Below are 24,796 nucleotides of genomic sequence, written 5' to 3'. Positions count from 1 at the left end.
CGGTGCTTACGATCATCGCGACGGCCGCGTTACCGGTCCTCGCCCTGACGCTGACGCTGGGCGGCGTCGCCAAGCTGGCCACGGCCGGCCGTGAGGCGTCGCCGGGCGCGCTGACCCGGCTGGGCCCGGTCGCGCTCGCGCCGGAGCGGTTCGCCAGGCCCGCGATGATCGCCTGCGCGCTGACCGAGTTCGCCCTGGCCGGCGGATCGCTGGTGCTGGACCACCCCGTCACGCGCTGGTCGCCGGTGGTGTTCTTCGCGATCGCGACGTATGTCCTGTGGGACCTGCGCAGGCGGCGGCCCGACGTCGGGTGCGGCTGTTTCGGGGAGGTCAGCGCGGCGCCGGTCGGGCTGCGGTCGATCGGACGGGCCGCCGCGCTGACGGCGATGGCGGTTCTCGTCGCGGCCGGGAACGTCCCGGGTCTGCCCGGAGTCATGGCCCGGCCCGTCCTGCCGCGGGGGACCGCGGCCTGGATCGCCGGCGGCCTCGTCCTGCTGCTGCTCGTCCTCTCGCCGGAGATCGACGAGGTCGCCGCCCGCGTACGGCACCGGGCGCCGTGCGAGCAGCGGGCGCTGCCTTCCGGACGGGCGCTGTCCCGCCTGCGCGGCAGTGCGGCGTGGCGGGCGCACGCGGGGTCGCTGGTGACGGACGAGCCGTCCGACATGTGGCGCGAGCTGTGCTGGCGCTTCTTCGTGTTTCCCGCCCGGGACGGCGCCGAGGTGGTCTTCGCGGTGTACCTGAGCGGACGCCGTCCCGCCGTCCGCGTCGCCGTGGTCGGAGCGGACGGCCGCGTCGCGGCCGCCGCCGGTGACCGTACGGACGCCTCTCTGCGGGAATCTACCCCTGTATCGGCCTGACGCTATACAGGCGTAGATTCCCGCATCGAGGGCTTCACTTCAGCTCTCTACGGCTCTCTAGCTTCCCCTCTAGAAAGCCGTAGAGAGGTCGATGGGCGTGCCGCCTCAGACCGGCTGGGCACGCAGGAACCTCCCGAAATGGGGCACGGTGAACCCGATCACGCCGCGCTCGGCGCTGTAGATCAGGCCCTTCTTGATCAGGCTGTCGCGGGCCGGGGACAGGCTCGACGGCTTGCGGCCGAGCGCCTCGGCCACCTCGGCCGTCGGCACCGGGTCGTCGCCGAACTGGGCCATCGCGTGCATGTAGTCGCGCTCCGCGGGAGTGGCCCGTTCGTACCGGCTGCCGAAGAAGCCGACGGCCAGCTCCTCCTCCGCCTCCGGCGCGGACACCTTGATGTCCTCGGCGGTGATGGGGCTGCGGGGCGCGAGGTCCCAGGCGACCTTGCCGTACGCCTGGACGAAGTAGGGGTAGCCGTCGGCCGCCTCGTACAACGCGTCGAGCGCGTCGGGCGTGAACTCCACGTCCTCGCGGCCGGCCGGGACGATCAGCGCCAGGTCGGCGGCGTCGCGGTCGAGCCGGTCGATGCGGGCGTACCGGAACAGCCGCTCGGAGTAGCTCTTGCTCGCCGACAGCACGCTCGGCAGGTGCGGCAGGCCGGCGCCCACGACGATCAGCGGGCCACCGCTCTGCGACAGCTCGTGGCAGGCCGCGCAGAGAGCCGAGACGTCCGGCGCCTGCACGTCCTGCATCTCGTCGATGAACAGCGCGATGCCGACGCCGAGGTCGGTCGCCACACCCGCCGCGTCGACGAACAGCTCGGTCAGGTCGATCTCCAGGTCGCCGGAGTCGGCCCGGCCGCGGGCGGCGGGGACGTCGATGCCGGGCGACCAGTGGGACGTGCCCTTCGCGGCGGCGGGATCGCGCATGGCGAACGCCTTGAGCACGCCGAGGAACTCCTCGATCCGCTCGGGGGCGCGGTGCCGGGGCGCGAGCTCCCTGATGGCCATGTGCATCGCGGCGGCCACCGGGCGCCGGATCGACTGGTCGGGCCTGGCCTCGATCTTGCCGGTGCCCCACAGCCGCTGCATGGCCATGGACTTGAAGGTGTTGAGCAGGACCGTCTTGCCCACACCGCGCAGACCGGTGAGGACCATGCTCCGCTCCGGGCGGCCCCGGGCCACCCGCTCCAGCACGACCTCGAACTGCTGCAGCTCGCGATCGCGTCCGGCGAGCTCCGGGGGGCGCTGTCCGGCGCCGGGGGCGTAGGGGTTGCGCACGGGGTCCACGCTCTCGGACTTTATGACGGGATATAGCGGCCGTCGTAGATTTCCGTAGAAAGCGCTACGGCGTGTCGCCCGGCGCGGCCCGGGCACGCACCGCACGACGGCGGGCGGAGCCTGGGCCGGCACGACCGGGACGACGACGGGCGGAGCCGGGGAGGGTACGCCGCGGCCGAACGCAGCCGGGCCGGCGAGGCCGGGGGCGGGAGTGGGAGCGGGGGCGGCGGACACCGTCGGCACAGCCATCGCACACTCCTCACCTGCCGGGACTCGACCGAACCCGTGTTCGATCCGGTGCCCATGACTGTAGCGCCTCATCGAACATGTGCGCGAGCGTTCGGTGAAAAAGCTCCGCCAAACGCCGTCGTTCGACTCCGGTCAGGAGGGCTTCAGTCCTCGAGGGCGGCGAGGTCCTCCGGCGTCAGGTGGATCCGTCCCGCCGCCATGTTCTCCTCCAGATGATCGAGGACCCCCGTACCGGGGATCGCGAGCAGCGCGGGCGAGATCGCCAGCAGCCACGCGAGCGCGATCTGCGGGGCGGTCGCCCCGTGACGCTCCACGACCGCCGCCAGACGCGTCTGGTCGATGGGCCGCCACCCGCCGCCGAGCGGGAAGAAGGGGACGAAGGCGATGCCGTCCTTCTCGCAGCGGGCAAGCAGCTCGGCGTCGCCCCGGTCCTGCACGTGGAAGCTGTTCTGCACGGCGGCCACCGGGGCGATGGACAGGGCCTCGTCGAGCTGGGCGGCGTCGACGTTGCTGACGCCGAGGTGCCGGATCAGCCCCTCCTCGCGGAGCTCGGCCAGGGCCGCGAACCGGTCGGAGACGGAGGCGCCGCCCGGGCCGCTCATGCCGCCGACCCGCAGGTACACGAGGTCGAGCCGCTCCACGCCCAGGGTGCGCAGGTTGTCCTCCACCAGCCCGCGCAGCTCGTCCGGGCCGGCCTCGCCGGTCGGCATTCCGGTCTCGCCGAGCAGGGGGCCGACCTTGGTCGCGATCACCAGGCCGTCCGCGTACGGCGCGAGCGCCCGGCGGATCAGGTCGTTGGCGGCCACGCCCCCTCGCCGGTAGAACCATGCCGTGTCGATGTGGTCCACGCCGAGCTCGACGGCGCGGCGGAGCACGGCGACGCCCGTCTCGGGGTCGCGGACGGCGCCGTCGAAGGTGCCGACGGGCAGCCGCATGGCCCCGAAGCCGAGCCGGTGAACGGGCAGGTCACCGCCGAGGAGGAACTCGCCGCCGAGCGCGGCGTTCGTGTCAGTCGTCATGCCGTCAGCCTCGCGCGGCGGGAGGCGGCGGCCAACGCGGTGGCAGCAAGCTGCCAGCCTCCCGCCAGGTCATGGAGGGTCATAATGGGCGAATGACAGCCGAACAGGTCATCACCGTCCGCGGCGACGCGGAGCTCGTGGCCCGGGCCGGTCATCTGTTCACCGGCGTACGGCACGAGTTCGTGTGCGCGGCCCGCGACCTCGCCACCTGGTCGCAGCCCGGGGCCCGGCACTCGGTGGCCGGGCGGATGCCCGGCCCCGGCAGCTCCGGCCTGGCCTTCAGGAAGCTCTACACCCCCGTCGCCCTCGTCGACGAGGCCTCGCGGACGCACCTGCGCGAGGTCGTGGCCAGGGGCGTCGAGGTGCGGATCAGCTCCACCCCGCTGCCGCACGAGACGATCGTCATCGACCGGCGCGTGATGATCCTCGCGGGACGGGACGGGCCCGGCCCCCGCGAGTTCACCGTCACCACCTCGCCCACGCTGGTGAGCGGCGTGTACGCCCTCTTCACGGCCGCCTGGGACGCGGCCACCGAGCTGACCGCCTACCTGCGCGGCGACGCGCCGCACCTCGACGAGGACAGCCGGGCCGTCCTGCGCGCGCTCGGCGCGGGTCACACCGACGAGACCGCGGCGCGGCACCTCGGCCTGTCGGTGCGAACGTACCGCAGACGCGTCGCCGAGCTCATGGAGGCGCTGGACGCCGGTTCGCGCTTCCAGGCCGGGCTGCGCGCGGGCGAACTCGGGCTCACGGGATAGCCGGACACCGGTCGGACCCAGGCCGCCGGCTCAGCGGGGCAGGTGCGGGAGCACGAGGGCCGCGGCGGCGGCCAGGGCGACCAGCCCCAGGTAGGCGAGGACGAGCCGGGTGTCACGGAGATAGCACTTGCTCCTCGTGAGCCCCGCGCGGCGGGCCCGCCAGTATCCGGCGACGCCCAGGGCGGCGAAGGCGAGCACCGCCCACGCGCCGAACACCCAGGCGAGCAGCGCCACCGTGGCGTAGACGCACAGTTTCAGCGGATCATACGGCTGCGCCTGACCGTCCGCCGGGGTCTGACCGTCCGCCGGGGCCTGGCCGGGCGTACGGCCCTGGGCGGCGAGGGCCTGTTCGTAGGCGACCCCGGTGGGGTGGTCGTCCGGCCGGTCACCCGCCCGAGGCCCGGCGCCGGGGCTCACGCGCGCTCCGCGACGCGGCGGCTCACGTGATCTCCACGAGCGGCAGCCGTACACCGGCGTCGGCGGAGGCGACGGCCGACAGGCGCTGACGCGCGAGCGCCGGCCAGGCCTGGACCGCGCAGAACGGCGCGCACTGGTCCTGGTCGGAGCGGGTGCCGACGTGTACGCAGCACTGGGTCAGGCGCTCCTCCAGCATCGTGGACATGTCCATGAACGGCTTGACCGTGATCCGGACGACCCGTTCGCCGAGCAGCTTCCGCAGGCGCCGCTGCCGGCCGGGCAGCACCGACGACGCGAGCGTCAGCAGGGTCGTCAACCCGAGATCACAGTTCTCGCAGATGTCGCGCCAGACCTTCCCGATCTCGGGGTGGGACAGCGACGACTGCTCCGACAACAGGCCGAGCAGCGACTCCTGGACGGCCATGCGAAGCTGGCGGGGGATCTCCGAGTCGGCGATCCGGTTCGAGACCAGGCCGAGGTTCTCCTTGAGACGGTCGTGGCCGATCAGGGCCGTCAGCGAGCGCCACCGGTCGGCGTCGTCCCTGACCATGTAGCCCACCGAGCAGCAGTGGGGGTGCGAGCAGGGCAGTGCCGTGAGGTCCCGCCAGGTGACCAGGCCGCCCGTCTGGGGGCCGAGGCGCTTCAGCACGCCGGTGTGGGTGAGCCGGTCCATGGGGTCGATCACGCCGGACCGTCCCGAGCCGAACTGCGGCTGGATCGACACGCCGCCGACGTAGGGCGTGTCGAGGGCCAGGCGCACCACGTCGCCGATCTCGCCGTCGTTGACGCCGAGGGCGGCCGTCATCACCAGGGTCGTGAAGATCTCCCGCTCCGACAGCCGGCGCAGCGCCTCCGCCTTCTGCCGCCGCAGGTCGCCGCCCCGGTGGTGCCGGGACGCCTCGGCGGACAGGCCGTCGTACTGCAGGTAGACCTCGACGCGCTCGCGGTGCTCGGTGAGCAGGTCGAGCAGGGCGTCGTCCCTGGCCACCAGGAGGCCGTTCGTGTTGACGAGGATGCGGGTGACCGGCCGCGCCACCAGTCCGGCGAGCAACTCGGGCAGGTCGGGATGCAGCGTCGGCTCGCCGCCGCTGAGCATGAGCACGTCGAGCCGGCCGTTCTCCCGGGCCAGCCGCTGGTCGACGTTGGCGAGCACCTCCCGGACCGGCACGACTCCCCGCAGGTCGGGCGAGGACTCGGTGAAGCAGGTCGGGCAGCGCAGGTTGCACGCCTCCGCCACGTCCTCCAGCAGGATGCACGTGTGCTGTGTCTGCATCTCCGGCAGACCCCGCAGGTACGCCTCGGGGATCGGGTCGAAGTTGCCCGCGACGTCGGGCAGGTGGGCCTTGGTGGGAGCGGTCCACTCCTCCAGGTAGGCGAGGATCTCCGGGTCCTCGTCGTACAGGGTCCTGACCATGCCGTGGGCCCGGCAGCCGCGCTCCAGGAAGACGCGGCCGTCACGGGCGGCCAGCCAGCCGGACAGCCGCGGCACCTCCGCCAGCGGGCGGTCCGGCCGCTCCTCGTGGCAGCGGGGGCAGAACGCGTTGACGTAGCGGAGGATCCGGTCTCCCCGCAGCGGCATTCCCATGGTCACAGTCCGCCGTCCGTGTAGAGCGAGGTGTTGACGCCGGTGCAGAAACCGGCGGTGACGATCGTCACGAGCGCCCATCCGATCATCAGGCCGAGACCGAGCCCCCGCGACCACGGCTGCCGGTGGCGGATCAGCAGCGTCCCGCCGCCGAAGACGATCGCGGCCAGGATCACGGCCCCGCCCACGACCGCTATCTCCTTGTGATCGCCGAGGCCGTCAGCGGCCGCCAGGGTGGCGACGGCGAGGATCGCGTTGACGATCACCTCGAGCACGATCCCCGCGAACGTCAACGCGACGACCACGCCGGTGGTGTTCTCCTGCCGCGCCGGTGGTGGCGGCCACGCGTAGGGCGCCCCGCCGCCCGGACCGTACGGACCGCTGGGACCTGGTGCGCCGCCAGGCCCGGGTGTGCCGCCGGGGCCATACGGTCCGCCGGGGCCGGAACCGGCGCCCGGACCGTACGGACCGCCGGGACCGGGCGCGCCACCCTGCGCCTCGCCGGGGTACGGAGGCCGGCCCGGGGGTGGGGGCTGGTTGGGAGGCGGGGGCTGTTCCGGTGGCGGGGGCTGGTCGCCGGGCCGGAGGTCCTGGGGCTGGGGGTCCTGGGGGTGGGGGTCCTGGGGCCGCTCGGGCGGCTCGGGGGGTGTACTCATCTGTCCTCCTCGCCGGCGGGCGAAAGCCGTACGCCCGTCAATAACGGCCGCTCGCCCCGGCCGGGGAGCAGTCTGTCGTAGAACCCCTTGCGACAGCCATACGTCAGCCGGACGGCGAGGAGCGCCAGGCCCGGCATCAGGAACCACTGCGGGCGGGTCAGGTCGAGCCAGACCGTCTCGTTCGCCCTGGTGAACTCGACCAGGAACCGGAACACGGCGTAGGCGCCCAGGTAGAGGGTGAACAGCTCGCCCGGCCGGTCGACGCGGCCGCGTGCCCACAGCAGCGCGCCGAAGGCGGCGAGCTGGAAGACGACCTCGTAGAGGAAGGAGGGATGCATGGCCTGCCCGGCCAGGCACCCGGGGCACTCGGGGACGGTCGCGGGCGCGTGGACGCCCCAGGGAAGAGTGGTGGGGCGGCCGGGGGCCTCGGTGAGGAAACAGCCGATGCGCCCGACGGCCATGCCGATCGCGACGGCGGGGGCGAACAGGTCACCGGTCCGCTCCCGGTAGCCGATCAGCCGTTTCGCCACCAGCACGCCGACGTAGGCGCCGGTCAGCCCGCCGAGGATGCTCCGGGCGCCGAACATCCACGCCTCGACGAGCCCGGGGTTCAGCGCGGGGTCGAGGTGCTCGGCCCAGCCGGACAGCCGCATGCCCACCGCTCCGCCGACGAGCGCGCCGGTGACCGCCACCAGCGACTCCTCCCGCAGCGCTCCCCTGCGGCGCGCCTCCAGGACGAAGACCACACTGGCGAGGACCACGCCGAGGCCCACGAAGAAAGCGTGGGCCGGCACGCTCACCCCGCCGAAGCGCAGTTCCTCCATCACGGACGCCACCCTAGCGGCGGCTTCCGACGTTTCCGATCCTCGATTTCCGGGCCGGCCGAGCCGGGTTGACCTGACCGGGCGGTTCCGGGCGACGGCCCGTACGGCGAGGCCGGCGCGGATCGGCCACGTACTTTCGGGGGCTGGTTATCCACAGGTTGTGCACAACCGTCGGCGCATCCTGCGGGCGCGGGTACTCTGCGCCTATGGGCTTCTTAAAGAACCGCAGGTCAGCGGTGATGATAGCGACGCTGGTGGGCGTGACCGGCTGTGGCGGCGGGGCAGGCCCCGAGGCCGGAGGCGCCGCCTCCGCACCCGCCCGGACGTCGGTGCCCGTCGCCGTCACGTCACCGGCGGCGTCCCTCTCCACGGCAACCGCCACGCCCGCGCCCGCGACGCCCTCGGCGACGCCCGCCCCGTCCGCTCCGGAGGACGGCGGCACACCCAGCCCGAGCGGCCCGCCCGCCTTCTCCTCGAAGATCGAGAAGGTGTCCCGGGACGAGTTGCGGCACTCCTGGCGCCCCGGCTGCCCGGTGGCGCCGAGCGGCCTGCGGAAGATCACGATGACCTACTGGGGCTTCGACGACAAGGCGCACACCGGCACGCTGGTGGTGAACAGGTCGGTGGCCGAGGACGTCGCGTCGGTCTTCGGGAAGCTGTACGAGATGCGTTATCCCATCCGGCGGATGGAGCCCGTCGACGTCTACAAGGGCAGCGACTTCGACTCCATCGAGGTGGACAACACCTCGGCCTTCAACTGCCGCAACGCCACGGGATCGGGCAGCTGGTCCAACCACGCGTACGGGCTGGCGGTGGACCTCAACCCGCGCGAGAACCCGTACGTGGAGGCGGACGGGAGCAACGCGCACCGCAACGCGGACGCGTTCGTGGACAGGCCGCTGAAGAAACCCGGCGTGATCAACAGAGGCGACCGCGTGGTGCGCGCCTTCGCGAGCATCGGCTGGGGCTGGGGCGGCACCTGGTCGGGCGCCCGGGACTACCAGCACTTCTCGGTCAACGGGCGCTGACGGCACCGGCCGCGCAGACGGCACGGCCCGGAAACCCCGGGCCGGGCACACGGAGAGGACCGCGCGGGAGGCGGGCCGGATCGGTGGGGCGAGGGGTGGAGGACAACGCCCGCTTCTCCGGCCGCAGAAGCGGGCGTCTCTCCAGATATGACATCTCCTGATTCTCCGGATAAAGGGGAATCACGAGTGAGGGCTCAAACGCTAACGGGCTACGGACTCCAGCTTGGGAAGGATCGCTTACCAGTTAATAACGATCGGCCTACGACGCCGTCACGCTGTGGCGATCACGCGCGCCCGACCGGTCAACTGCTTGTTCTCAACGGCGAGACAGGAGAGACATGTCCGCTTGGCAGCAATCTGCTCCATTGCCCCATCTGTGGCCCCCCGACCGGTTCGAAGTCCGTTCTGTCCGGCCCGCTCCCGGTGGCCGCGCGGCCGACCGCTACCACTTCCCGCGCAGGGCGCACGAGGCCGCCATTCGCCTTCGCGGTCTCCGCTTCGCGACACAGATCCAGGTGATCCGCCTCGCCGACGGCGCCACCCTCTTCGACCTGTCCGCCGGGGTGGAGGTGCCCGTCGACCACTGGTGACGCCGGGAGCGATGAGCCCGGCTCCGCACGCACCGCATGACCGGGGCTTTCCCTGGCTGCGCCAAAATGGGGACATGGCGGCGATGGACGGCGACGGCTGGGCCCTGTGCTCGCTGGGACACCAGCACTGGGGACTGCACGGCGCCGCCGGTCTGCTCGCCGTCCACCACACGCTGGACGGCATGCCGTACGTGCTGCTGCAGAAGCGGGCCTGGTGGAGCCATCACGGCGGCACCTGGGGCCTGCCCGGCGGGGCCCGCGACAGCCACGAGGACGCTGTCACCGGCGCGCTGCGCGAGGCGCGGGAGGAGGCGGCGCTGAGCGCCGATCTCGTCCGGGTACGCGGACTCTACGTCGACGACCACGGCGGCTGGTCGTTCCAGACCGTCATCGCGGAGGCGGACGGGCTGCTCGACGCCGCGCCCGCGAACGGCGAGAGCCTGGACATGCGGTGGGTGGCCGCGGACGAGGTCGCCGCCAAGCGGTTGCATCCGGGCTTCGCCGACTCCTGGCCGCTGATCCGGGCCGCGCTGAGCCCGGTCGTGGTCGTCCTCGACGTGGCCAACATCATCGGGGCGCGGGCCGAGCACGGCTGGTGGAAGGACCGGGCGGGCGCCGCGAACCGCCTGCTCAACGAGCTGATCGCGCTGACGGCGCGGGGCGTGGGCGACATGCCGGAAGGCGTGCCGGCGCTGACGCGGTGGTTCCCCCGGATGCTCGCGGTGCTGGAGGGCGCCGCGGCCAGGGCCGCCGACCCCGGGCCGGTGAACGGGGACATGTCGGTCGTGCTGGCCGGGGGCAGCGGGGACGACGCGATCGTGGAGACGGTGCGCGACGTGCGGCCATGGGAGACGGCGCTCGTCGTCACCGCCGACCGCGGGCTGCGCGAGCGGGTGATGGCCCTCGGCGCCCTCGTCACCGGACCACGCTGGCTGCTCGGCCAGCTCTGACACCGCACAACTAGGACATCACACAGCTCTGACACCGCGCGGCTCTGACACCAGACGGCCCGACACCGCACAACTCTGACCCGCACCGCCGTACGCCGCGCGGACCGGCACGGCCGTGAGCCCGGGCCGACTCGGCACCCTGCCCGCACCGGCGGCGGACCGGCCGCCATCCCCAGATCGGACATAAATGTACGAACCATCGTAAATCGCTCCATCTGGGCAGGATGAAGAGCGTGAATCTGTTCTTCCGCCGACTGGCCACCACCTGGACGACGACCGCTCCGATCCTCGCCGTGATCGTGCTCGCCCTGGCATGGGGCCGGACGATCCCTCCCCTCGTCGTCGCGATCGCGGCGATCTTCCTGGCGGCCGCGGTGCTCGCGGCCGTGCATCACGCGGAGGTCATCGCGCATCGGGTCGGAGAACCGTTCGGGTCGCTGGTCCTCGCGGTGGCGGTGACGGTGATCGAGGTGGCGCTGATCATCAGTCTCACCGTGTCCGGCGGCCCGGCCGCGTCGTCGCTCGCCCGCGACACGGTGTTCGCCGCCGTGATGATCACCTGCAACGGCATCGTCGGGCTGTCACTGCTGATGGCGGCGCTGCGGCGGCGGGTGGCGGTCTTCAATGCCGAGGGAACCGGCGGAGCCCTGGCCACCGTCGCCACGCTCGCGACGCTGAGCCTCGTGCTGCCCGCCTTCACCACGACCGTGCCGGGTCCCGCCTTCGCCCCGGCCCAGCTCGCGTTCGCCGCGGTCGCCTCGATCACGTTGTACGGCCTGTTCGTCCTCACCCAGACGATCAGGCACCGCGAATACTTCCTGCCCGTCGAGACCACCGGCGAGCGCGGCGGCAGGCAGGGGGGCAGGCACGGGGGCGAGGCGAAGCACGCGGATCTCTCCTCCAACCGCGCGGCCATGGTCAGCCTGGCGCTGCTGCTGGCGGCGCTCATCGCGGTGGTCGGGCTGGCGAAGATCGAGGCGCCCGCCATCGAGACGGTCGTGCGTACGGCACGGCTTCCGCAGGCCGCCGTGGGTGTGGTGATCGCGCTGCTGGTGCTGCTCCCGGAGACCCTCGCCGCCGTACGCGCGGCGCGGCGGGCCCGGGTCCAGGTCAGCCTGAATCTGGCGTTCGGCTCGGCCATGGCGAGCATCGGCCTCACCATCCCGACGATCGCCGCGGCGTCGCTGTGGCTGGAGGGGCCCCTGCTGCTCGGTCTCGGCCCGACGCACATCGTGCTGCTCGGCCTCACGGTCGTCGTGGCCACGCTGACGGTGGTACCCGGCCGGGCTACGTTGCTGCAGGCCGGAGTGCACCTCACGTTGTTCGCCGCGTTCCTGCTCCTGGCCGTCAGCCCGTGAGCGGGTCCGCGCGGGAAAAACCCGATGCGGAGCGGATCGGCGTGACCTTAAAGTGCCGGGCATGACCTGGCGACATTGACGCTCACCCGAACGGGCCCTCGCGGCCCGCCTGTACGCCTACGCGTTCTTCGAGGACTTCATCGTCCTCTATCCGGTGTACGCCCTGCTGTTCGCCGAGACCGGGCTGTCGCCCGCCCAGATCTCCTCGCTGTTCGTGATCTGGTCCGTCACCGGCTTCGTGCTGGAGATCCCGTCCGGAGTGTGGGCCGACCTCGTCTCGCGCCGGGCGCTGCTCACCGCCGCACCCCTCCTCACGGGCGTGGGGTACGCCCTGTGGACGTTCGTCCCCTCCTACTGGTCGTTCGCGCTGGGCTTCGTGCTGTGGGGCGCCGGGAGCTCGCTGCGCTCGGGCACCCTCCAGGCCCTCGTGTACGAGGAACTCGGGCGGCACGGCGGGACGGACCGCTACCCCGTGCTCGTCGGCCGGTCGGCCGCGGTCGGCACGACGGCGATCACGGCGGCCACCGCGCTCGCGGCGCCGGTGCTCGCCGCGGGCGGCCTCCGCGCGGCGGGTCTGGCCAGTGTGCTCGTGACACTGCTCTGTGCCGTCGTGGCACTGACGTTCCCCGAGTCACGCCGCCGCGACGAAAGCCCTCGTCCGGCGAACCCCGTGGCCGTCCTGCGGGAGAGCCTCGCCCAGGTGCGCGAAGGGCCGGCGATCCGCCGCGCGATCACGGTCCTGTCGGTGATGTCGGTCATCGGGGCGATGGAGGAGTACCTGCCCCTGCTCGCCCAGGCCACCGGGGTGTCCGCCGGAGCGGTGCCGCTGCTCGTGCTTCTGGTGAGCGTCGGCGGGATGACCGGCGGGTGGTTCGCCGGGCGCGGACAGGGCGCGCTCGCACCGGCCCTGGTGCTCGCCGCCGTCTGCCTGGCCGCCGGGGCGGCGGGGGCCGCTGCGCGCCACCCCGCGGCGGTCACGCTGGTGGCCGTCGCCTTCGGCCTGGTCCAGTGGGCCTCGGCGACGCTGGACGCGAGACTCCAGGACGAGATCTCGGACGGCGCCCGGGCCACCATCACCTCGATGGCCGGAGTCGGCGTCGAGATCGTCTGCCTGACGGTCTACGGCGGTTACGCCGCCGGATCGATGTGGGCGGGCCCCGGGCCGCTCTTCGCCGTCGCCGCCGTGCCCTACCTCGTGATCGCCTTCGCCGTACGCCGTCCAGAGCGCAGGTGACGCCGCGCGCTCAGCCGTACGGCGGGCCGGCGCCCCGGCCGGGACCGGTCACCGGGCGGTGCGGGCGCAGGCCGGCCTGCCGTACGGGCAGACGGTAGGTCTCGCCGCGCATGAGGTAGTGCACGAGGTGGGACAGCCCCGCCCGCCGGACGTACTGCTGGAAGTCCTTGAGCGGCGAGGCGAACGCCTCGTAGTCGTCGTAGTGCACGGGCAGGGCCGACTCCGGCTGCATCAGCCGCAGCCACTCCGCGCCCTGGAGGCCGTCCATCGTCACCGTGACGCCGAGGATCCGGGTGCCGCCGAGGTGCACGACGCCCACGTCGATGTCCGGGAAGCGGCGCGGTATCTCGGCCAGGCACGGGTCCATGATCGTGTCGCCGCTGATGTGCATGCGCAGGTCCACCTCCCCGGCGTGGGCGAAGTCGAGCACGCTGCCCATGACCGGCGGCATCAGCCTGCCGACGGGGCCCGGGGCGTGCCGGGCGGGTGTGGCGGTGACCGTCAGCGTGGCGTCGTGGCGGCGCACGAAGTGGTACTCCCAGGGGTCGAGGGCGATGGCCCGATGAAACCCCTGGCGCCTCAGCCGGTGCGCGGCGTGGCGGGTGGTGACGATCGGCAGGTCCTTGTCGAGGCCGTCGCGGGCGATGGCGTCCCAGTGGTCGCCGTGCATGTGTGACAGGACGACCAGGTCCACGGGTGGCAGTTGCGTGACCTGCATCGCGGGCTCGGTACGCCGGCGGGTGCGCAGGCCGTAGCCGAGACGGGCCCACTGTCCCCGGTGCAGGAAGTTCGGATCCGTCAGCAGGGTGAACCCATGTGATCGGATGATCATGGTGGCGTTACCCACGAAGAACACGGTCGCGTCCGCTGGATCGGGCATGGCGACTCCCCTCTCCCAGGACTTCAGGCTACGTAAACCACCACAAATCACCCGAAAGTGGGGGGTGCTTGACGGGCGCGCGGCGCGACTGCGCGGGCCAGGGCGACGGCCCCCGCCATGCCGGTCGCCGCGGCCAGCGCCAGCCACCAGGCGATCGCGCCCATGGCCTCCGGCCGTGGCGGGTCGGCCAGGGCGAGGAACACCGCGCCGAACACCGCCACTCCGCTGAGCTGGCCGAACTGCATGGTCGTGGTGAGCAGGCCGCTCGCGTCGGCGGCGCGGGCGGGCGGCACGTGGACCAGGGCGTGGGCGAGCAGGCTGGTGGAGACGCCCAGCCCCGCGCCGTACACCACCAGAGCGGCCCACATCGCCGTGCCGCCCGCCGCCGAGACGGCCAGGCACGACGCGCCGAGGACGTTGAGCGCCAGTCCGGCCGCCGGCAGCAGGTGGTGGATCCGCCTCGGCAGCCTGCGCCAGTAGAAACTGCCCAGCCCGAACGCCGCCGCCATGGGCAGGAACGTGAGCCCGGCCCGCAACGGGCTCTCCCCGAGCACGCTCTGCAGGTGCAGGGCGAAGGTGAACAGGAACCCGCCGTACGCCACCATCAGCGCGACCAGCGTCACAAGGCCCGACGGCATGCCGGTCACGCGCAGCACGTCCACGTTGAGCAGCGGGTCGCCGCCCCTGGCCGCCGTGCGCCGCTGCGCCACGACGAACACGACGGCGAGCGCGACCCCCACGGCGATCGAGGCGTATGTCCACTTCGGCCAGCCGGACTCCCGGCCCAGCACGAGCGGCAGCACGAGCAGGAGCGTGGCGGGCAGTGCAAGCGCGAGACCGCGCAGGTCGAGCCGCCGCGACCCGCTTGGCCCCGCGGACGGGAGGTCAGGCGGCACCAGCCGGGGCACCGCGAGCGTCAGCAGGACACCCACGGGGACGTTCACGAGGAACACCGGCCGCCAGCCGGCGCCGACCAGCACCCCGCCCAGAGCGAGCCCGACGACCGAACCGGCCGAGAGCACGGCGGTGTACGCGCTGAGCGCCGTGGCCCTGGCCCTGCCGGTGAAGCGCGCCTGGATCACGCTCATGATCTGCGGCACCATGACCGCCGCCGCGGCCCCCTGGACGAACCTGAACGCGATCAGCGTGCCGATGTCCGGTGCGAGCCCGCACAGCAGCGAGCCCGCGGTGAAGCCGGCGACCCCGATCAGATACATGCGGCGCCTGCCGCACAGCTCGCCGAGCCGGGCACCGGTGATCAGCAACGTCGCGTACGCGATGATGTAGCCGCCGACGACCAGTTGCAGGGCGGCCCCGGACGCCCCCAGGTCGGCGCCGATCCGGGGGATCGCCACGTTGACGATGTAGAGGTCGAGCAGTCCCATGAACTGGCCGGCGAGCAGAACCGCCAGCATCGGCCATGGCCGTCCGGCGGTGGTGTGGCTGGGCGTCATCCGCGTCCTTTCCCGTGGTTCTTCCGCGGTGGTCGCCGGTACCTACCGGGGCCGGATGGAGAACTCATCGATGAGAACCCACCGATGAGTTCCGCCGGGCGCGGCGGTAGACACCCGTGACGGCGACGCGACGCGGGAGAGCGCATGTGGAGTGACGAGGAGTTCGAGCGGATCACCGGGCCCCACCGGCGTGAGCTGATGGCGCACTGCTACCGGATGCTGGGCTCGGCGCACGACGCGGAGGACCTGCTGCAGGAGGTCATGCTGCGGGCCTGGCGCGCCTCGGGCGACTACGACGAGCGGCGGGCCTCCCCGCGCACCTGGCTCTACCGCATCGCCACGAACGCCTGTCTTACCGCGCTCGAACAGCGCGGCCGCAGGGCCCTGCCGTCCGGGCTCGCCGGCCCCGGCGACGATCCGGAGGCGGGACCGGGGCGACCGCTACCGGAGGTGACCTGGCTGGAGCCCATTCCGGACGCGCTGGTCGACCCGGCCGCGGTCGTCGCGTCCCGCGGCGGGATAAGGCTGGCGTTCGTCGCCGCGCTGCAGCACCTGCCACCGCGGCAGCGGGCCGTGCTCATCCTGCGGGAGGTGCTCGCCTGGCGGGCGAGCGAGGTCGCCGATCTGCTGGACACCTCGGTCGCCGCCGTCAACAGCGCTCTGCAGCGTGCCCGCGCCCAGCTCGCCCGGGTGGCCCCGGCCGAGGACGGCCTCGCGGAGCCGGACGACCCCGCCTGCCGCGACCTGCTGGACCGGTACGTCGCGGCGTTCGAGAAGGCGGACGTCGAGGCCCTGGAACGGCTGCTGCGCGAGGACGCCGTCCTGGAGATGCCGCCGTTCCTCTCATGGTTCGCCGGCCGCGAGGACTTCGGCCGCTTCATCCGCTGGGTCTGCGGCCGTCGCGGCCCCTGGCGGATGGTGCCGACCCGGGCGAACGGGCAGCCGGCGCTCGCCGCCTATGTCGACGGCGGTGACGGCGTCCTGAGGGCGCACTCCCTCCAGGTCCTCGAGATCACCGAGGGCGGCGTCGCCCGGAACGTCGTGTTCGGGGATCCCACCCTCTTCACTCTCTTCGCACTGCCGGCGGCCCTCTGAGATTTCAGCTTTCACCACGTAACCGCCCATAACCCCTTTAAAGCCGACGGGTATGGCAAGTAGCATTTCGCCGCAACGGGATCATCGGTGATCACGGACCGATGCTCCCGCGCCGCGGGTGGTCGGCAGGCTGCTCGTCAATCGCGGGAGGTCGGGTGTCCGCACTGCGGCGTGACTCGTGGGTGCCGGTCGCCCTCGCCTACGCCACCTTCGTCCTGGTCGGCCTGAGCGCGGGCGTCGGCGGGGTGCTGCTGCCCGCGCAGATCGACGACTACGGCCTCGACAAGGCCACCGTCGGCACCCAGTTCTTCACCTTCTCGGCCGGGTTCATGCTGGCGGGCTCGACCGCCGGCTGGCTGATCCACCGGTTCGGCGTGCGCACCTCGCTCGTCGTCGGCGGCGGCGTCTTCGCCCTGGCCGGCCTCTACACCGCCGTACGCCCGCCGTTCGCGGCCTTCGTGGCGGTCCAGATCCTGGCCGGGTACGGCACGGGCATCCTCGAATCGGTGCTCAACGCCTACCTCACCGAACGGCCCGGGGCGACGACGCTGCTCAACCGCCTGCACGCGTTCTTCGGCGTCGGCGCGCTGCTCGGGCCGCTGCTGGCCACCTGGATCCTGAGCTTCCTGCCGTGGACGGCCGTGTGGCTGGTCCTCGCCCTGGTGAGCCTGCCGCTGCTGGCCGGGTTCTGGCTGACCCTGCCCGCCCGCGAGATCCCGTCGCCCGCCGCGGACGGGGAACCGGCGGAGCGTCCCGGCCTGCTGACCGCCGTCTCACGGCAGCCCGCCGTCCTGCTGGGCGCCGTGTTCCTGGCCGTGTACGTCGGCCTGGAGATCAGCGTGGGCAACTGGGGGTTCAGCTTCCTGGTGGAGGAGCACGGGCAGGGCGACCTGATCGCCGGATACACCGTCTCCGGCTACTGGCTCGGGCTCGCCCTCGGCCGCTTCCTCATCAGCCCGGCCGCCACCAGGCTCGGCATGACCGCGACCGGGATGACCTACGTGTGCCTGGCCGGCATCACCGTGAGCGCGCTGCTGGCCTGGATCGCGCCGGGCGCCGCCGTGGCCAGCGTGAGCTTCGTGCTGCTCGGCTTCTGGCTCGGGCCCGTGTTCCCCACGACGATGGCCGTGGCGCCCCGGCTCACCGTGCCCCGGCTGGTGCCCACGGCGATCGGGCTGCTGAACGGCGTGTCGGTGGTCGGCGGGGCCGTGTTCCCCTGGCTGGCCGGGGCGATCGCACAGGGCGTCGGCGTGTGGACCCTGCCGCCCTTCGCCGTGGTCCTGGCCCTGGCGCTGCTCCTCGTCTGGTGGCTCGTGGCGGGCCGCATGACCCCGGCGCCCCGCCCGGCCGCCGATGAGCCGGTTCCCTCCCGCTCCGAGGATCAAGCCGAGATATAGGGTCGTCCAGGTGACGGTAAACGACACCACGGGGGATGTAATGGATTCGAGACTCACCCTGATGGCCGTGCACGCCCACCCCGACGACGAGGTGATGGGCACCGGCGGCGTCCTGGCGAAGTACACCCAGGAAGGCATCCGTACGGTCCTGGTGACCTGCACCAACGGCGAGCAGGGCGACGGCCCCGGCGGGGTGAAGCCGGGCGAGCCCGGGCACGACGACGCGGCGGTGGCCGAGCAGCGGCTGAGCGAACTGCGCGAGTCGGTCGCCCACCTCGGCATCGACCATCTCGAACTGCTCGGCTACCGCGATTCCGGCATGGTCGGATGGGAGGGCAACAGGCACGCCGACGCGTTCGCCAACGTCCCGGTCGAGACGGCCGCCGCCCGGCTCGCCGCGCTCATGGAGCGCTACCGGCCCCAGGTGATCGTCACCTACGACGAGAACGGCAACTACGGGCACCCCGACCACATCCAGGCCCACCGCATCGCGGTCGCCGCGGCGGAGCTGACCGGCATCCCGGACAAGCTGTACTACATCGCCGTACCGCGTGAGCGGATCCAGCGGATGTTCGAGTTCCTCCAGGAGAGCGGCATGGCCCCGGAGGACTTCGAGATCCCCGAGGACTTCGGCACCCCCGAGGAGCTGATCACCTCCGTCGTCGAGGTCTCGCCGTACGTGGAGCGCAAGATGAAGGCCCTGCGGGCCCACGCGAGCCAGGGCGAGAACATCCCCATGCTGCAGATGTCCCCCGAGGCCCAGCACCAGGCCTTTTCGCACGAGTTCTTCATCAGGAAGACGTCCCGGGTGGCCACCCCCGACCAGGAGGACGACCTCTTCGCCGGCCTCCGCTGACTTCGGCTGAGCGGGCGCGAGAACCCCATATCGTCCTTCGCCCGCTCATAGCACCGAATTTCTCTGACTCCTATGAAAGATCCGCGTCAAAGGTCATGATTCGAGAATCGCACCAAGATGATCGACGACGCGAAATGTAGGAGGAAAAGTTGTCGGTGCCCCCCACCCCGGCATCCCCCGACGCACCTCTCTCCACTGAATCGCCCTTCCGTCCGTCCCGCCGGGCCGTCCTGGCCGGTGCGGGAGCCGCCCTCGCCGCCTCGCTGATCCCCGCCACAGCCGGCCGCGCCCGAGCGGACGAGGCCCGGAACGGCGGCGGCACCTCCGTCGCCTCCGGCACCGACTTCGCCGTCGCCCCCTCACCCGACGGCCGCCTGCTCGCCATCGACATGCTCGGCGTCCTGTGGGTCTGCTCCACCTCCGGCGGCACCGCCCGCCGGCTCACCAGCGATCTGTACGACATCGCCCAGCCCGACTGGTCTCCGGACGGTTCCACCATCGTGTTCCAGTCGTACCGCGACGGTGTGTTCAACCTGTGGAAGATCCGGTCCGACGGATCCGCGATCACCCAGTTGACCACCGGCCCGTACGACCACCGCGAGCCCCGGTACAGCCCCGACGGACGCACCATCGCCTACTCCTCCGATGCCGGCGGCAGCTACGGGATCCACCTGCTCGACGTCGCCACCGGCGCCACCCGCGCGCTGGCGGACACGCCCGCCGAGGAGTACGAGCCGGTCTGGTCACCCGACGGGACCAAAGTCGCGTTCGTCGTCTCGGACACCAGGATCGACGTCGTCGACGTCGCCACCGGCGCCCGCAGCACCGCGGTCACCGTACCCACCGGTCAGGTCGTCCACCAGCCGTCGTGGCTGCCGAACGGCACCGACATCGCCTACCACCTCTTCAACGCCGGCGTGAACTCCCTGGCCAGCACCGCGGGCCCGCTCGTCACCGGCGAGGAGGTCTTCCCGTTCCGGGCGCGGTTCGCCGCGGACGGGCGCTACTTCTACACCTCCGGCGGCACCATCCGGACCCGCCGCCTCGGCTCCACGTCCGCCGGCACGGTGGGCTTCACCGCCGCGCTGACCGTGACCACCCCGAAGTACAAGAAGAACGTCCGCGTGTTCGACGCGCCCGGGTCGTTCCCGGTCGTCGGCATCGGCAGCCCGGCCGTCTCCCCGGATGGGTCCACCATCGCGTTCCGCGCCCTCAACGACATCTACACGATGCGGATCGGAGGCAGGCCGGTCCCGCTGTTCCGCGACCGGTGGTGGAAGGCCGACCCGGACTTCTCCCCGGACGGGCGGCGGCTGGCGTTCGTCACCGACCGCACCGGCACCCTCAACATCTGGGTCCGCGATCTGGCCGCCGGCACCGACCGGCAGCTGACCCGCCTGACCGACTCCGCGGCCCTGTCGGTCCGGTGGTCACCCGACGGGAAGGAGATCGCCTACCTGGACCAGGACGGCGCGCTGTGGGTCCTGGACGTCGGCACCGGCGACATCCAGAAGGTCTTCGGCGCCACCTTCGAACCGGGCCGGCCGACCTGGTCGCCCGACGGGAAGACCATCGCCCTCGCCGCGGTCGTGCCGTACTCGCGACGGTACCGCGAGGGGCTGTCCAAGATCCTCCTCGTCGACCGGGCCACCGGCGCGGGCACGTACGTCGACCCCGCCCCGCACCGGTCGCTGCAGACCCGCGGCGACGACGGCCCCGTCTGGTCGCCGGACGGCACCATGCTCGCGTTCGCCATGGAATCGCTCTTATGGGTCCTGCCGGTCGACAAGACCGGACGGCCCACCGGCCCCGCCCGCCAGGTGACCCAAGAGCTGTCCGACGCCCCGGCATGGGCCGGCGACTCCGCCTCCCTGCTCTACCTGAACGGCGGGCGGCTGAAGACCGTCCGCATCGACGGCAGGCCCGGACGATCCATTCCGGTACCGCTGACCTGGCGCAACGACCCCGGTCCCGCCGACCAGGTCGTCGTCCACGCCGGCCGAATGTGGGACGGCGTCTCCGCGGGCGTCGCCCGCGACGTCGACGTCATCATGCGCGGCCAGCGCATCGTCGCGGTCGAGCCGCACCGCGACGGACGGCCCGGCACGCTGATCGACGCGAGCGACAAGTTCGTCATGCCCGGCCTGATCGACATCCACCACCACCGCGAGATGCAGGGCTACGCCTACGGATCCCGCCAGGGGCCGCTGTGGCTCGCCCTCGGCATCACGACGACCCGCTCACCCGGCTCGCCCGCGTACCACATGGTCGAAGAACGCGAGTCGGTCCAGTCCGGCGCCCGGCTCGCACCGCGCTACCTGGCCACCGGGGAGGCCATCGACGGGCCGCGCATCTACTACAACTTCATGCGCCCGACGTTCTCCCACCAGCAACTGCGGCTGGAGCTCGAACGGGCCGCCAGCCTCGACTACGACCTCATGAAGGCGTACGTGCGGCTGCCGGTCGTGTGGCACAAGGAAATCATCGAATGGGCCCACCGCAAGGGCAAGCCGGTCACGTCCCACTACCACTATCCGGCGATCGCGATGGGCGGCGACCAGACCGAGCACTACGGCGCCACCAACCGGTTCGGCTACTCGCGGACCGTCACCAACGTCGGCTCCGCCTACTCCGACGTCATCTCCATGTTCAACGCGTCCAAGATGGCCAGAACCCCGACCCTGTTCAACTGCAGCACCCTCTACAAGGAGGACACCTCGCTGGTCACCGACGAACGGGTCCGCCGGCTCTACCCGAACTGGCGGATGGCGGCGCTCCAGGCGTCCGTCACGTCGGCGCAGACCACCGATCAGACGGTGCTCCGGGCGGCCCTGGCCAATCACGTCGCGCAGTTCGCCGCGATGATCCGCGGCGGCGGCGTCGTCACCGCCGGCACCGACTCACCGATCGATCACCTCGCGGTCAGCCTGCACATGAACCTGCGGGCCATGGTCAAGTACGGCCTGACCCCGCTGGAGACGCTGCGTACCGCGACCAGCACGTCCGGGACGTTCCTCGGCCAGCCGCTGGGCAGGATCGGCAGGGGCATGTACGCCGACCTGGCCGTCGTCGACGGCGATCCCCTGTCCCGCATCGAGGACGCCGCGAACGTCACCGCCGTCGTCGTCGGCGGGAGGCACCACACGGTCGAGCAATTACTCGCCCCGTACCCGTCCTCGACGACGACCGACCAGGCCGACGCGCTCGGTGTCTCGGCGCCCCGGGGCAAGGTCAGGGCCCGCGTGCCCGCCCATCCGAGCACCGCGGCCTTCTGGTGGAACGACGCCGACGAGCTGGAGAAGGCCCGCCTCTCCTGCGGCCACGACCACTAGGCGTGCCCGGCTGACCTCCCCACCGGCCGTGTGCGGCCGTACGTCCGCACACGGCCGGAACGATCGACGGCGTCCGGCCGGTGCGAGCCGCCGACCGGACGCCGTGGTGACTGAAGTATCGCTGGTCCGGCAGCGGCCCGAGCCCTTACGCTGGCCGTACAGCAGGGGGGAGTATCCCTTCGCGACGGTCCCGTCATTACGGTGTCGGCACCCGGGGCCGCCGGTCCGGCCGCACGGCGGGCGGGAGAGACCTCTGGCGAGCTTCGCGCTGCCAGGAGGGCTCCGTGACCGAGTTCTTCAAGACCGTGGGAATGGGTGCCTCAATCGTGCCTGTCGCCATGGCCGTCGTCGTCGTGGCCGCCGGTCTGACCGCCCTCTGGGCGCCGTCCGCCAAGCGCCAGACGCGCGCCGTTCAGGTGCTCAAGATCATGCTGCGCGTTCCTCCCCCCTCCCGGCAGCGCCGGGGCGAGCTACCGCCGGAGGCCGCCGACCTGGGTGAGCTGCCGCCCTTCCCGGGCCGGGAGAAGTAGGTTCCGTGCGATTACGTTCGATCCACATGGGCGTACGTGCCGGCTCGAAGCGGTCTCCGGCCGGCCGTCCCCGAAAAGGTGCGGACCGCGTACGGCCCGCACCTTTCCGGGGTTCCTTTTCCTGTTACTGGGCCGGGTAGTCGGAGATGTACACCGGCGCGCCGACCTTGGTCGTGTCGGCCGCGTCGCCGACACCGTTGACGACATGGTCGATCGTGCCCGCGCTGAGGTTGACCGTCATGATGTGGTGCAACCGCACGCCCGGGGTCTGGGGCGCCTCGAAGCCGTTCTCGGTGTGAATCGACGGGTTGTTCTGGTTGAAGACGTAGACACCGCCGCCGTACAGGCGATGCGTCCGCACCCGGTCGCCGACCTTGTAACCGGCGTAGCCCTCGACCTTGCCGTTCATCCAGTCGGCCTGGGTCGGCGGGTCGTACGGCAGCTCGTTCTGGTAGAGGATCGTCGTGCCGTCGTCGCCGTTCCAGACCGTGTTGTAGCGCTGGAAGTGCTCGACGAACAGGCCGGTCGCCGTGACGTGGTCGCCGTTGACGACGGCGCCGTAACGGCCGATGTTGGTCTGCCAGCGCTGCGTGTCGGTGAAGCCCTCGACGCCGTGGTCGGCGCGCCACACCCACGTGTGGTCGATGAGCACGTCGTCGCTGTCGACCTGGAGCGCGACGTCGGTCTTGCCGACGTGCGGCCCGCCGACGCGGAAGTACACGTCGGACAGGGTCGTCGGGTCGTTCGCCGAGGTCCGGTGCCCGCCGTGCCCCCTGCCGACCCGCAGCAGGACCGGCGACCTCTCCGTTCCCGCGTCGATGGTCACGCCCGCGACGACGACGCCGGGGACGTCAGCGACGTCGATGGGGGTCGAGCCGTGGACGGCGGTGAGCGTGGCGTGCCCGAGGCCGAGGACCACCGTGCCGGGACGCTTGACCTCGATGCTCCGCGCGATGTCGTACACGCCCGGCGTGAGCAGCAGGTTCCTGCCCCGGGCGAGCTGGCTGTTGATGGTCTGCACGGAGTCCGACGGCCTGGCGACGAAGAAGTCGCCGATCGGCAGCGTACGGCCCGGGGTCAGGCCGTTCGCCCAGGAGACGCCTCGCGTGTTCTTCCGCGCGGCGGGCACCCGCACGTTGTACCTGCCCTGCGCGTCCACGAACAGGTACGGCTTCTCCCGGCTGACCGGCGTCGTGTCGAGCGTCGTGTACGGCGGGTTGGGGAAACCGCTCTCGTCCGGCGCTCCGACGACCCCGGAGAAGACCTGGTTCCACACGCCGTTGGACCAGCCGGCGATCTCGGTGTTGCGGGTCAGCCACTGCTGCTGTGAGCCGTTCGTGACGGACGGCAGCTTGGAGTCGGCGATGAAACCGCCGCTCGCGTACTGCGGGCCGGCGGTGCAGTAGTCCATCAGCGACAACGTGCCGCCGGTGACGTTGAGACGGCGCATCGAGACGGCCTGGGAGACGGCCCAGAAGTTCGCCCCCTTGCGGCAGTCGTCCTGTCCGGCCCCGTTGACGTTGATCGACAGGTTGGACAGCGTGCGCCAGAAGTTGACGAGCGCGAGGCAGTTGCCGGTGCCGTTGTTCTCCAGGCAGCGGTTGTAGACCTCGACCTTGCCGTTGATGACGACGTCCCCGGGGGAGGCGCCGAGACCGGCGATCTCGGTGTAGTAACCGACCTTGATCTGGAGCGGATGCTCCGCCGTGCCGTACGTGCCGGGTCTGAAGAGATAGGCGTGCCGGGTGGTGCCCATCTCGTTGTCGACCTGGGCGGCGTTGGCCGCGTCGAGGGTCGCCTGGATGTCGGCGACCGGCATGCTCGGGTCGAAGACGGTGACGTTCGGGCCCAGGTTCGCGGCGCCCTGGTTGTGCGGGGCGGCGCCCGGATTGTACGGGGCGGCGCCCGGATTGTACGGGGCGGCGCCCGGCTTGTACGGGGCGGCGCCCGGCTTGTACGGGGTGGCCACGGCGGCCGGGGACGCCGTGGACATCGCGGCGGCCGTGATCAGGAGGCCGGCGGCGAACACGAGGCCGGCCCGGCGGCGGCCGGAAGGCTGGGGCGTCATGCGGTCCGTCCTTCCCGCTCCATGCCGAATGCGGAGGACGTGGGGATGGACGGCGGGTATGCGGGCGCCGCGTGCGGGGTCCCTCGACGGGCTCGGTGGCCCGTTCGCGTGCCGGGGTGGCTCACGATCGTCATCGACCTGCCTACTCAGGGGGTGGACGGCCCGACACCGCCGCCTCCCTGCGGAGCCTGTGAGAGCGCTCTCTCGGGTGGGCGGGCTTGTATCAAGCCGCGAAAAATGTGTTGGGTCGTTTGTACCTCGCCAACCCCTCCCGGCGCTATGTCCACAGCCGCCCCTATTGCCGGAGCGAGGCGCGCGGCCCGTTGCCGTTCCGGGCCGTCGCGCGCTACGTCGGCGGCGACGGCCCCGCGGCGTGAGGAG

At 72.0% G+C, this 24,796-nt stretch carries 21 protein-coding genes; 12 read left to right on the top strand and 9 right to left on the bottom strand.

What is annotated here, in order from left to right:
- The first annotated feature begins 2 nt into the window (after positions 1-2).
- The gene (locus HHX37_RS02445; RefSeq protein WP_182881915.1) at positions 3-857 is read left to right on the top strand and encodes a MauE/DoxX family redox-associated membrane protein; all 855 of its coding nucleotides are present in this window, start codon (positions 3-5) and stop codon (positions 855-857) included.
- A 105-nt stretch (positions 858-962) separates the two neighbouring features.
- On the opposite strand, the gene HHX37_RS02440 is transcribed toward HHX37_RS02445, so the two are convergent.
- Complete coding sequence (locus tag HHX37_RS02440; protein ID WP_182884356.1) at positions 963-2,144, bottom strand: ATP-binding protein; 1,182 nt, start codon at positions 2,142-2,144, stop codon at positions 963-965.
- Between the two features lie 383 nt (positions 2,145-2,527).
- Positions 2,528-3,403 (bottom strand): oxidoreductase, encoded by an 876-nt coding sequence (locus HHX37_RS02435; RefSeq protein WP_182884355.1) that lies wholly within the window; start codon positions 3,401-3,403, stop codon positions 2,528-2,530.
- A gap of 92 nt (positions 3,404-3,495) precedes the next feature.
- Here HHX37_RS02435 and HHX37_RS02430 point away from each other — a divergent pair, with 92 nt between their 5' ends.
- Positions 3,496-4,161 carry a DNA-binding response regulator gene (locus tag HHX37_RS02430; protein WP_182884354.1) on the top strand — a complete coding sequence of 222 codons (666 nt, stop codon included), beginning with the start codon at positions 3,496-3,498 and terminating at the stop codon, positions 4,159-4,161.
- 30 nt (positions 4,162-4,191) lie between these two features.
- Here the strand turns inward: HHX37_RS02430 and HHX37_RS36110 are convergent, their stop codons facing one another.
- Genes HHX37_RS36110 through HHX37_RS02410 form a run of 4 tightly spaced genes read right to left on the bottom strand, consistent with a single transcriptional unit; the run spans position 4,192 to position 7,643 of the window.
- Positions 4,192-4,578, bottom strand: a complete 387-nt coding sequence (locus tag HHX37_RS36110; RefSeq protein WP_259406137.1) for a hypothetical protein — start codon at positions 4,576-4,578, stop codon at positions 4,192-4,194.
- A gap of 22 nt (positions 4,579-4,600) precedes the next feature.
- Positions 4,601-6,163 carry a radical SAM protein gene (locus tag HHX37_RS02420; RefSeq protein ID WP_259406136.1) on the bottom strand — a complete coding sequence of 521 codons (1,563 nt, stop codon included), beginning with the start codon at positions 6,161-6,163 and terminating at the stop codon, positions 4,601-4,603.
- 2 nt (positions 6,164-6,165) lie between these two features.
- The gene (locus HHX37_RS02415) at positions 6,166-6,819 is read right to left on the bottom strand and encodes a hypothetical protein (RefSeq protein WP_182884353.1); all 654 of its coding nucleotides are present in this window, start codon (positions 6,817-6,819) and stop codon (positions 6,166-6,168) included.
- Positions 6,816-7,643: a prolipoprotein diacylglyceryl transferase gene (locus HHX37_RS02410; RefSeq protein WP_117410253.1), complete on the bottom strand. Its 828-nt coding sequence runs from the start codon at positions 7,641-7,643 to the stop codon at positions 6,816-6,818. Before HHX37_RS02410 ends, HHX37_RS02415 begins: the two co-directional genes overlap by 4 nt.
- Before the next feature lie 239 nt (positions 7,644-7,882).
- Here HHX37_RS02410 and HHX37_RS02405 point away from each other — a divergent pair, with 239 nt between their 5' ends.
- The 5 genes from HHX37_RS02405 to HHX37_RS02385 all read left to right on the top strand — a co-directional run bounded on the left by HHX37_RS02405 (position 7,883) and on the right by HHX37_RS02385 (position 12,803).
- Positions 7,883-8,671: a M15 family metallopeptidase gene (locus tag HHX37_RS02405; RefSeq protein ID WP_259402024.1), complete on the top strand. Its 789-nt coding sequence runs from the start codon at positions 7,883-7,885 to the stop codon at positions 8,669-8,671.
- Between the two features lie 365 nt (positions 8,672-9,036).
- Positions 9,037-9,261 carry a hypothetical protein gene (locus HHX37_RS02400; protein ID WP_182881910.1) on the top strand — a complete coding sequence of 75 codons (225 nt, stop codon included), beginning with the start codon at positions 9,037-9,039 and terminating at the stop codon, positions 9,259-9,261.
- A gap of 74 nt (positions 9,262-9,335) precedes the next feature.
- On the top strand, positions 9,336-10,211 hold the full coding sequence (locus HHX37_RS02395; RefSeq protein WP_182884352.1) for an NUDIX hydrolase: 876 nt from the start codon (positions 9,336-9,338) through the stop codon (positions 10,209-10,211).
- A gap of 233 nt (positions 10,212-10,444) precedes the next feature.
- Positions 10,445-11,569, top strand: coding sequence for a calcium:proton antiporter (locus tag HHX37_RS02390; protein ID WP_220502538.1), 1,125 nt, complete (start codon positions 10,445-10,447; stop codon positions 11,567-11,569).
- 154 nt (positions 11,570-11,723) lie between these two features.
- Positions 11,724-12,803 (top strand): MFS transporter, encoded by a 1,080-nt coding sequence (locus HHX37_RS02385; RefSeq protein WP_182884350.1) that lies wholly within the window; start codon positions 11,724-11,726, stop codon positions 12,801-12,803.
- Positions 12,804-12,813: 10 nt separating this feature from the next.
- Here HHX37_RS02385 and HHX37_RS02380 read toward each other — a convergent pair whose 3' ends face one another.
- Together HHX37_RS02380 and HHX37_RS02375 are read right to left on the bottom strand one after the other, a co-directional pair.
- Complete coding sequence (locus HHX37_RS02380) at positions 12,814-13,683, bottom strand: MBL fold metallo-hydrolase (RefSeq protein ID WP_182884349.1); 870 nt, start codon at positions 13,681-13,683, stop codon at positions 12,814-12,816.
- Between the two features lie 47 nt (positions 13,684-13,730).
- Positions 13,731-15,137 carry an MFS transporter gene (locus HHX37_RS02375; protein WP_182884348.1) on the bottom strand — a complete coding sequence of 469 codons (1,407 nt, stop codon included), beginning with the start codon at positions 15,135-15,137 and terminating at the stop codon, positions 13,731-13,733.
- Positions 15,138-15,281: 144 nt separating this feature from the next.
- Here HHX37_RS02375 and HHX37_RS02370 point away from each other — a divergent pair, with 144 nt between their 5' ends.
- The 5 genes from HHX37_RS02370 to HHX37_RS02350 all read left to right on the top strand — a co-directional run bounded on the left by HHX37_RS02370 (position 15,282) and on the right by HHX37_RS02350 (position 22,347).
- Positions 15,282-16,232 carry a sigma-70 family RNA polymerase sigma factor gene (locus HHX37_RS02370; protein ID WP_182884347.1) on the top strand — a complete coding sequence of 317 codons (951 nt, stop codon included), beginning with the start codon at positions 15,282-15,284 and terminating at the stop codon, positions 16,230-16,232.
- A gap of 155 nt (positions 16,233-16,387) precedes the next feature.
- Entirely contained in the window at positions 16,388-17,629 is a 1,242-nt protein-coding gene (locus tag HHX37_RS02365) for an MFS transporter (RefSeq protein WP_220499359.1), read from the top strand.
- Between the two features lie 40 nt (positions 17,630-17,669).
- Positions 17,670-18,485, top strand: coding sequence for a PIG-L family deacetylase (locus HHX37_RS02360; RefSeq protein ID WP_182873060.1), 816 nt, complete (start codon positions 17,670-17,672; stop codon positions 18,483-18,485).
- A gap of 155 nt (positions 18,486-18,640) precedes the next feature.
- Entirely contained in the window at positions 18,641-21,817 is a 3,177-nt protein-coding gene (locus HHX37_RS02355) for an amidohydrolase family protein (RefSeq protein WP_182884660.1), read from the top strand.
- 284 nt (positions 21,818-22,101) lie between these two features.
- Positions 22,102-22,347, top strand: coding sequence for a hypothetical protein (locus HHX37_RS02350; RefSeq protein WP_182884346.1), 246 nt, complete (start codon positions 22,102-22,104; stop codon positions 22,345-22,347).
- 124 nt (positions 22,348-22,471) lie between these two features.
- Here the strand turns inward: HHX37_RS02350 and HHX37_RS02345 are convergent, their stop codons facing one another.
- Entirely contained in the window at positions 22,472-24,415 is a 1,944-nt protein-coding gene (locus tag HHX37_RS02345) for an adenylyl cyclase (protein ID WP_182884345.1), read from the bottom strand.
- Positions 24,416-24,796: the final 381 nt, after the last annotated feature.

Origin of the sequence: Microbispora sp. H10885 (assembly GCF_014161415.1) — a bacterium.
GTDB classification, from domain to species: Bacteria; Actinomycetota; Actinomycetes; order Streptosporangiales; family Streptosporangiaceae; genus Microbispora; species Microbispora triticiradicis.
This window is presented reverse-complemented; position numbering and strand designations above follow the sequence as displayed.

Coding starts and splice junctions, on each gene's coding strand:
- HHX37_RS02430 (WP_182884354.1), top strand. CDS start 3,496: ATGACAGCCGAACAGGTCATCACCGTCCGCGGCGACGCGGAGCTCGTG.
- HHX37_RS02395 (WP_182884352.1), top strand. CDS start 9,336: ATGGCGGCGATGGACGGCGACGGCTGGGCCCTGTGCTCGCTGGGACAC.
- HHX37_RS02420 (WP_259406136.1), bottom strand. CDS start 6,163: ATGGGAATGCCGCTGCGGGGAGACCGGATCCTCCGCTACGTCAACGCG.
- HHX37_RS02345 (WP_182884345.1), bottom strand. CDS start 24,415: ATGACGCCCCAGCCTTCCGGCCGCCGCCGGGCCGGCCTCGTGTTCGCC.
- HHX37_RS02375 (WP_182884348.1), bottom strand. CDS start 15,137: ATGACGCCCAGCCACACCACCGCCGGACGGCCATGGCCGATGCTGGCG.
- HHX37_RS02405 (WP_259402024.1), top strand. CDS start 7,883: ATGATAGCGACGCTGGTGGGCGTGACCGGCTGTGGCGGCGGGGCAGGC.
- HHX37_RS02410 (WP_117410253.1), bottom strand. CDS start 7,643: ATGGAGGAACTGCGCTTCGGCGGGGTGAGCGTGCCGGCCCACGCTTTC.
- HHX37_RS02370 (WP_182884347.1), top strand. CDS start 15,282: ATGTGGAGTGACGAGGAGTTCGAGCGGATCACCGGGCCCCACCGGCGT.
- HHX37_RS02360 (WP_182873060.1), top strand. CDS start 17,670: ATGGATTCGAGACTCACCCTGATGGCCGTGCACGCCCACCCCGACGAC.
- HHX37_RS02380 (WP_182884349.1), bottom strand. CDS start 13,683: ATGCCCGATCCAGCGGACGCGACCGTGTTCTTCGTGGGTAACGCCACC.
- HHX37_RS02435 (WP_182884355.1), bottom strand. CDS start 3,403: ATGACGACTGACACGAACGCCGCGCTCGGCGGCGAGTTCCTCCTCGGC.
- HHX37_RS02415 (WP_182884353.1), bottom strand. CDS start 6,819: ATGAGTACACCCCCCGAGCCGCCCGAGCGGCCCCAGGACCCCCACCCC.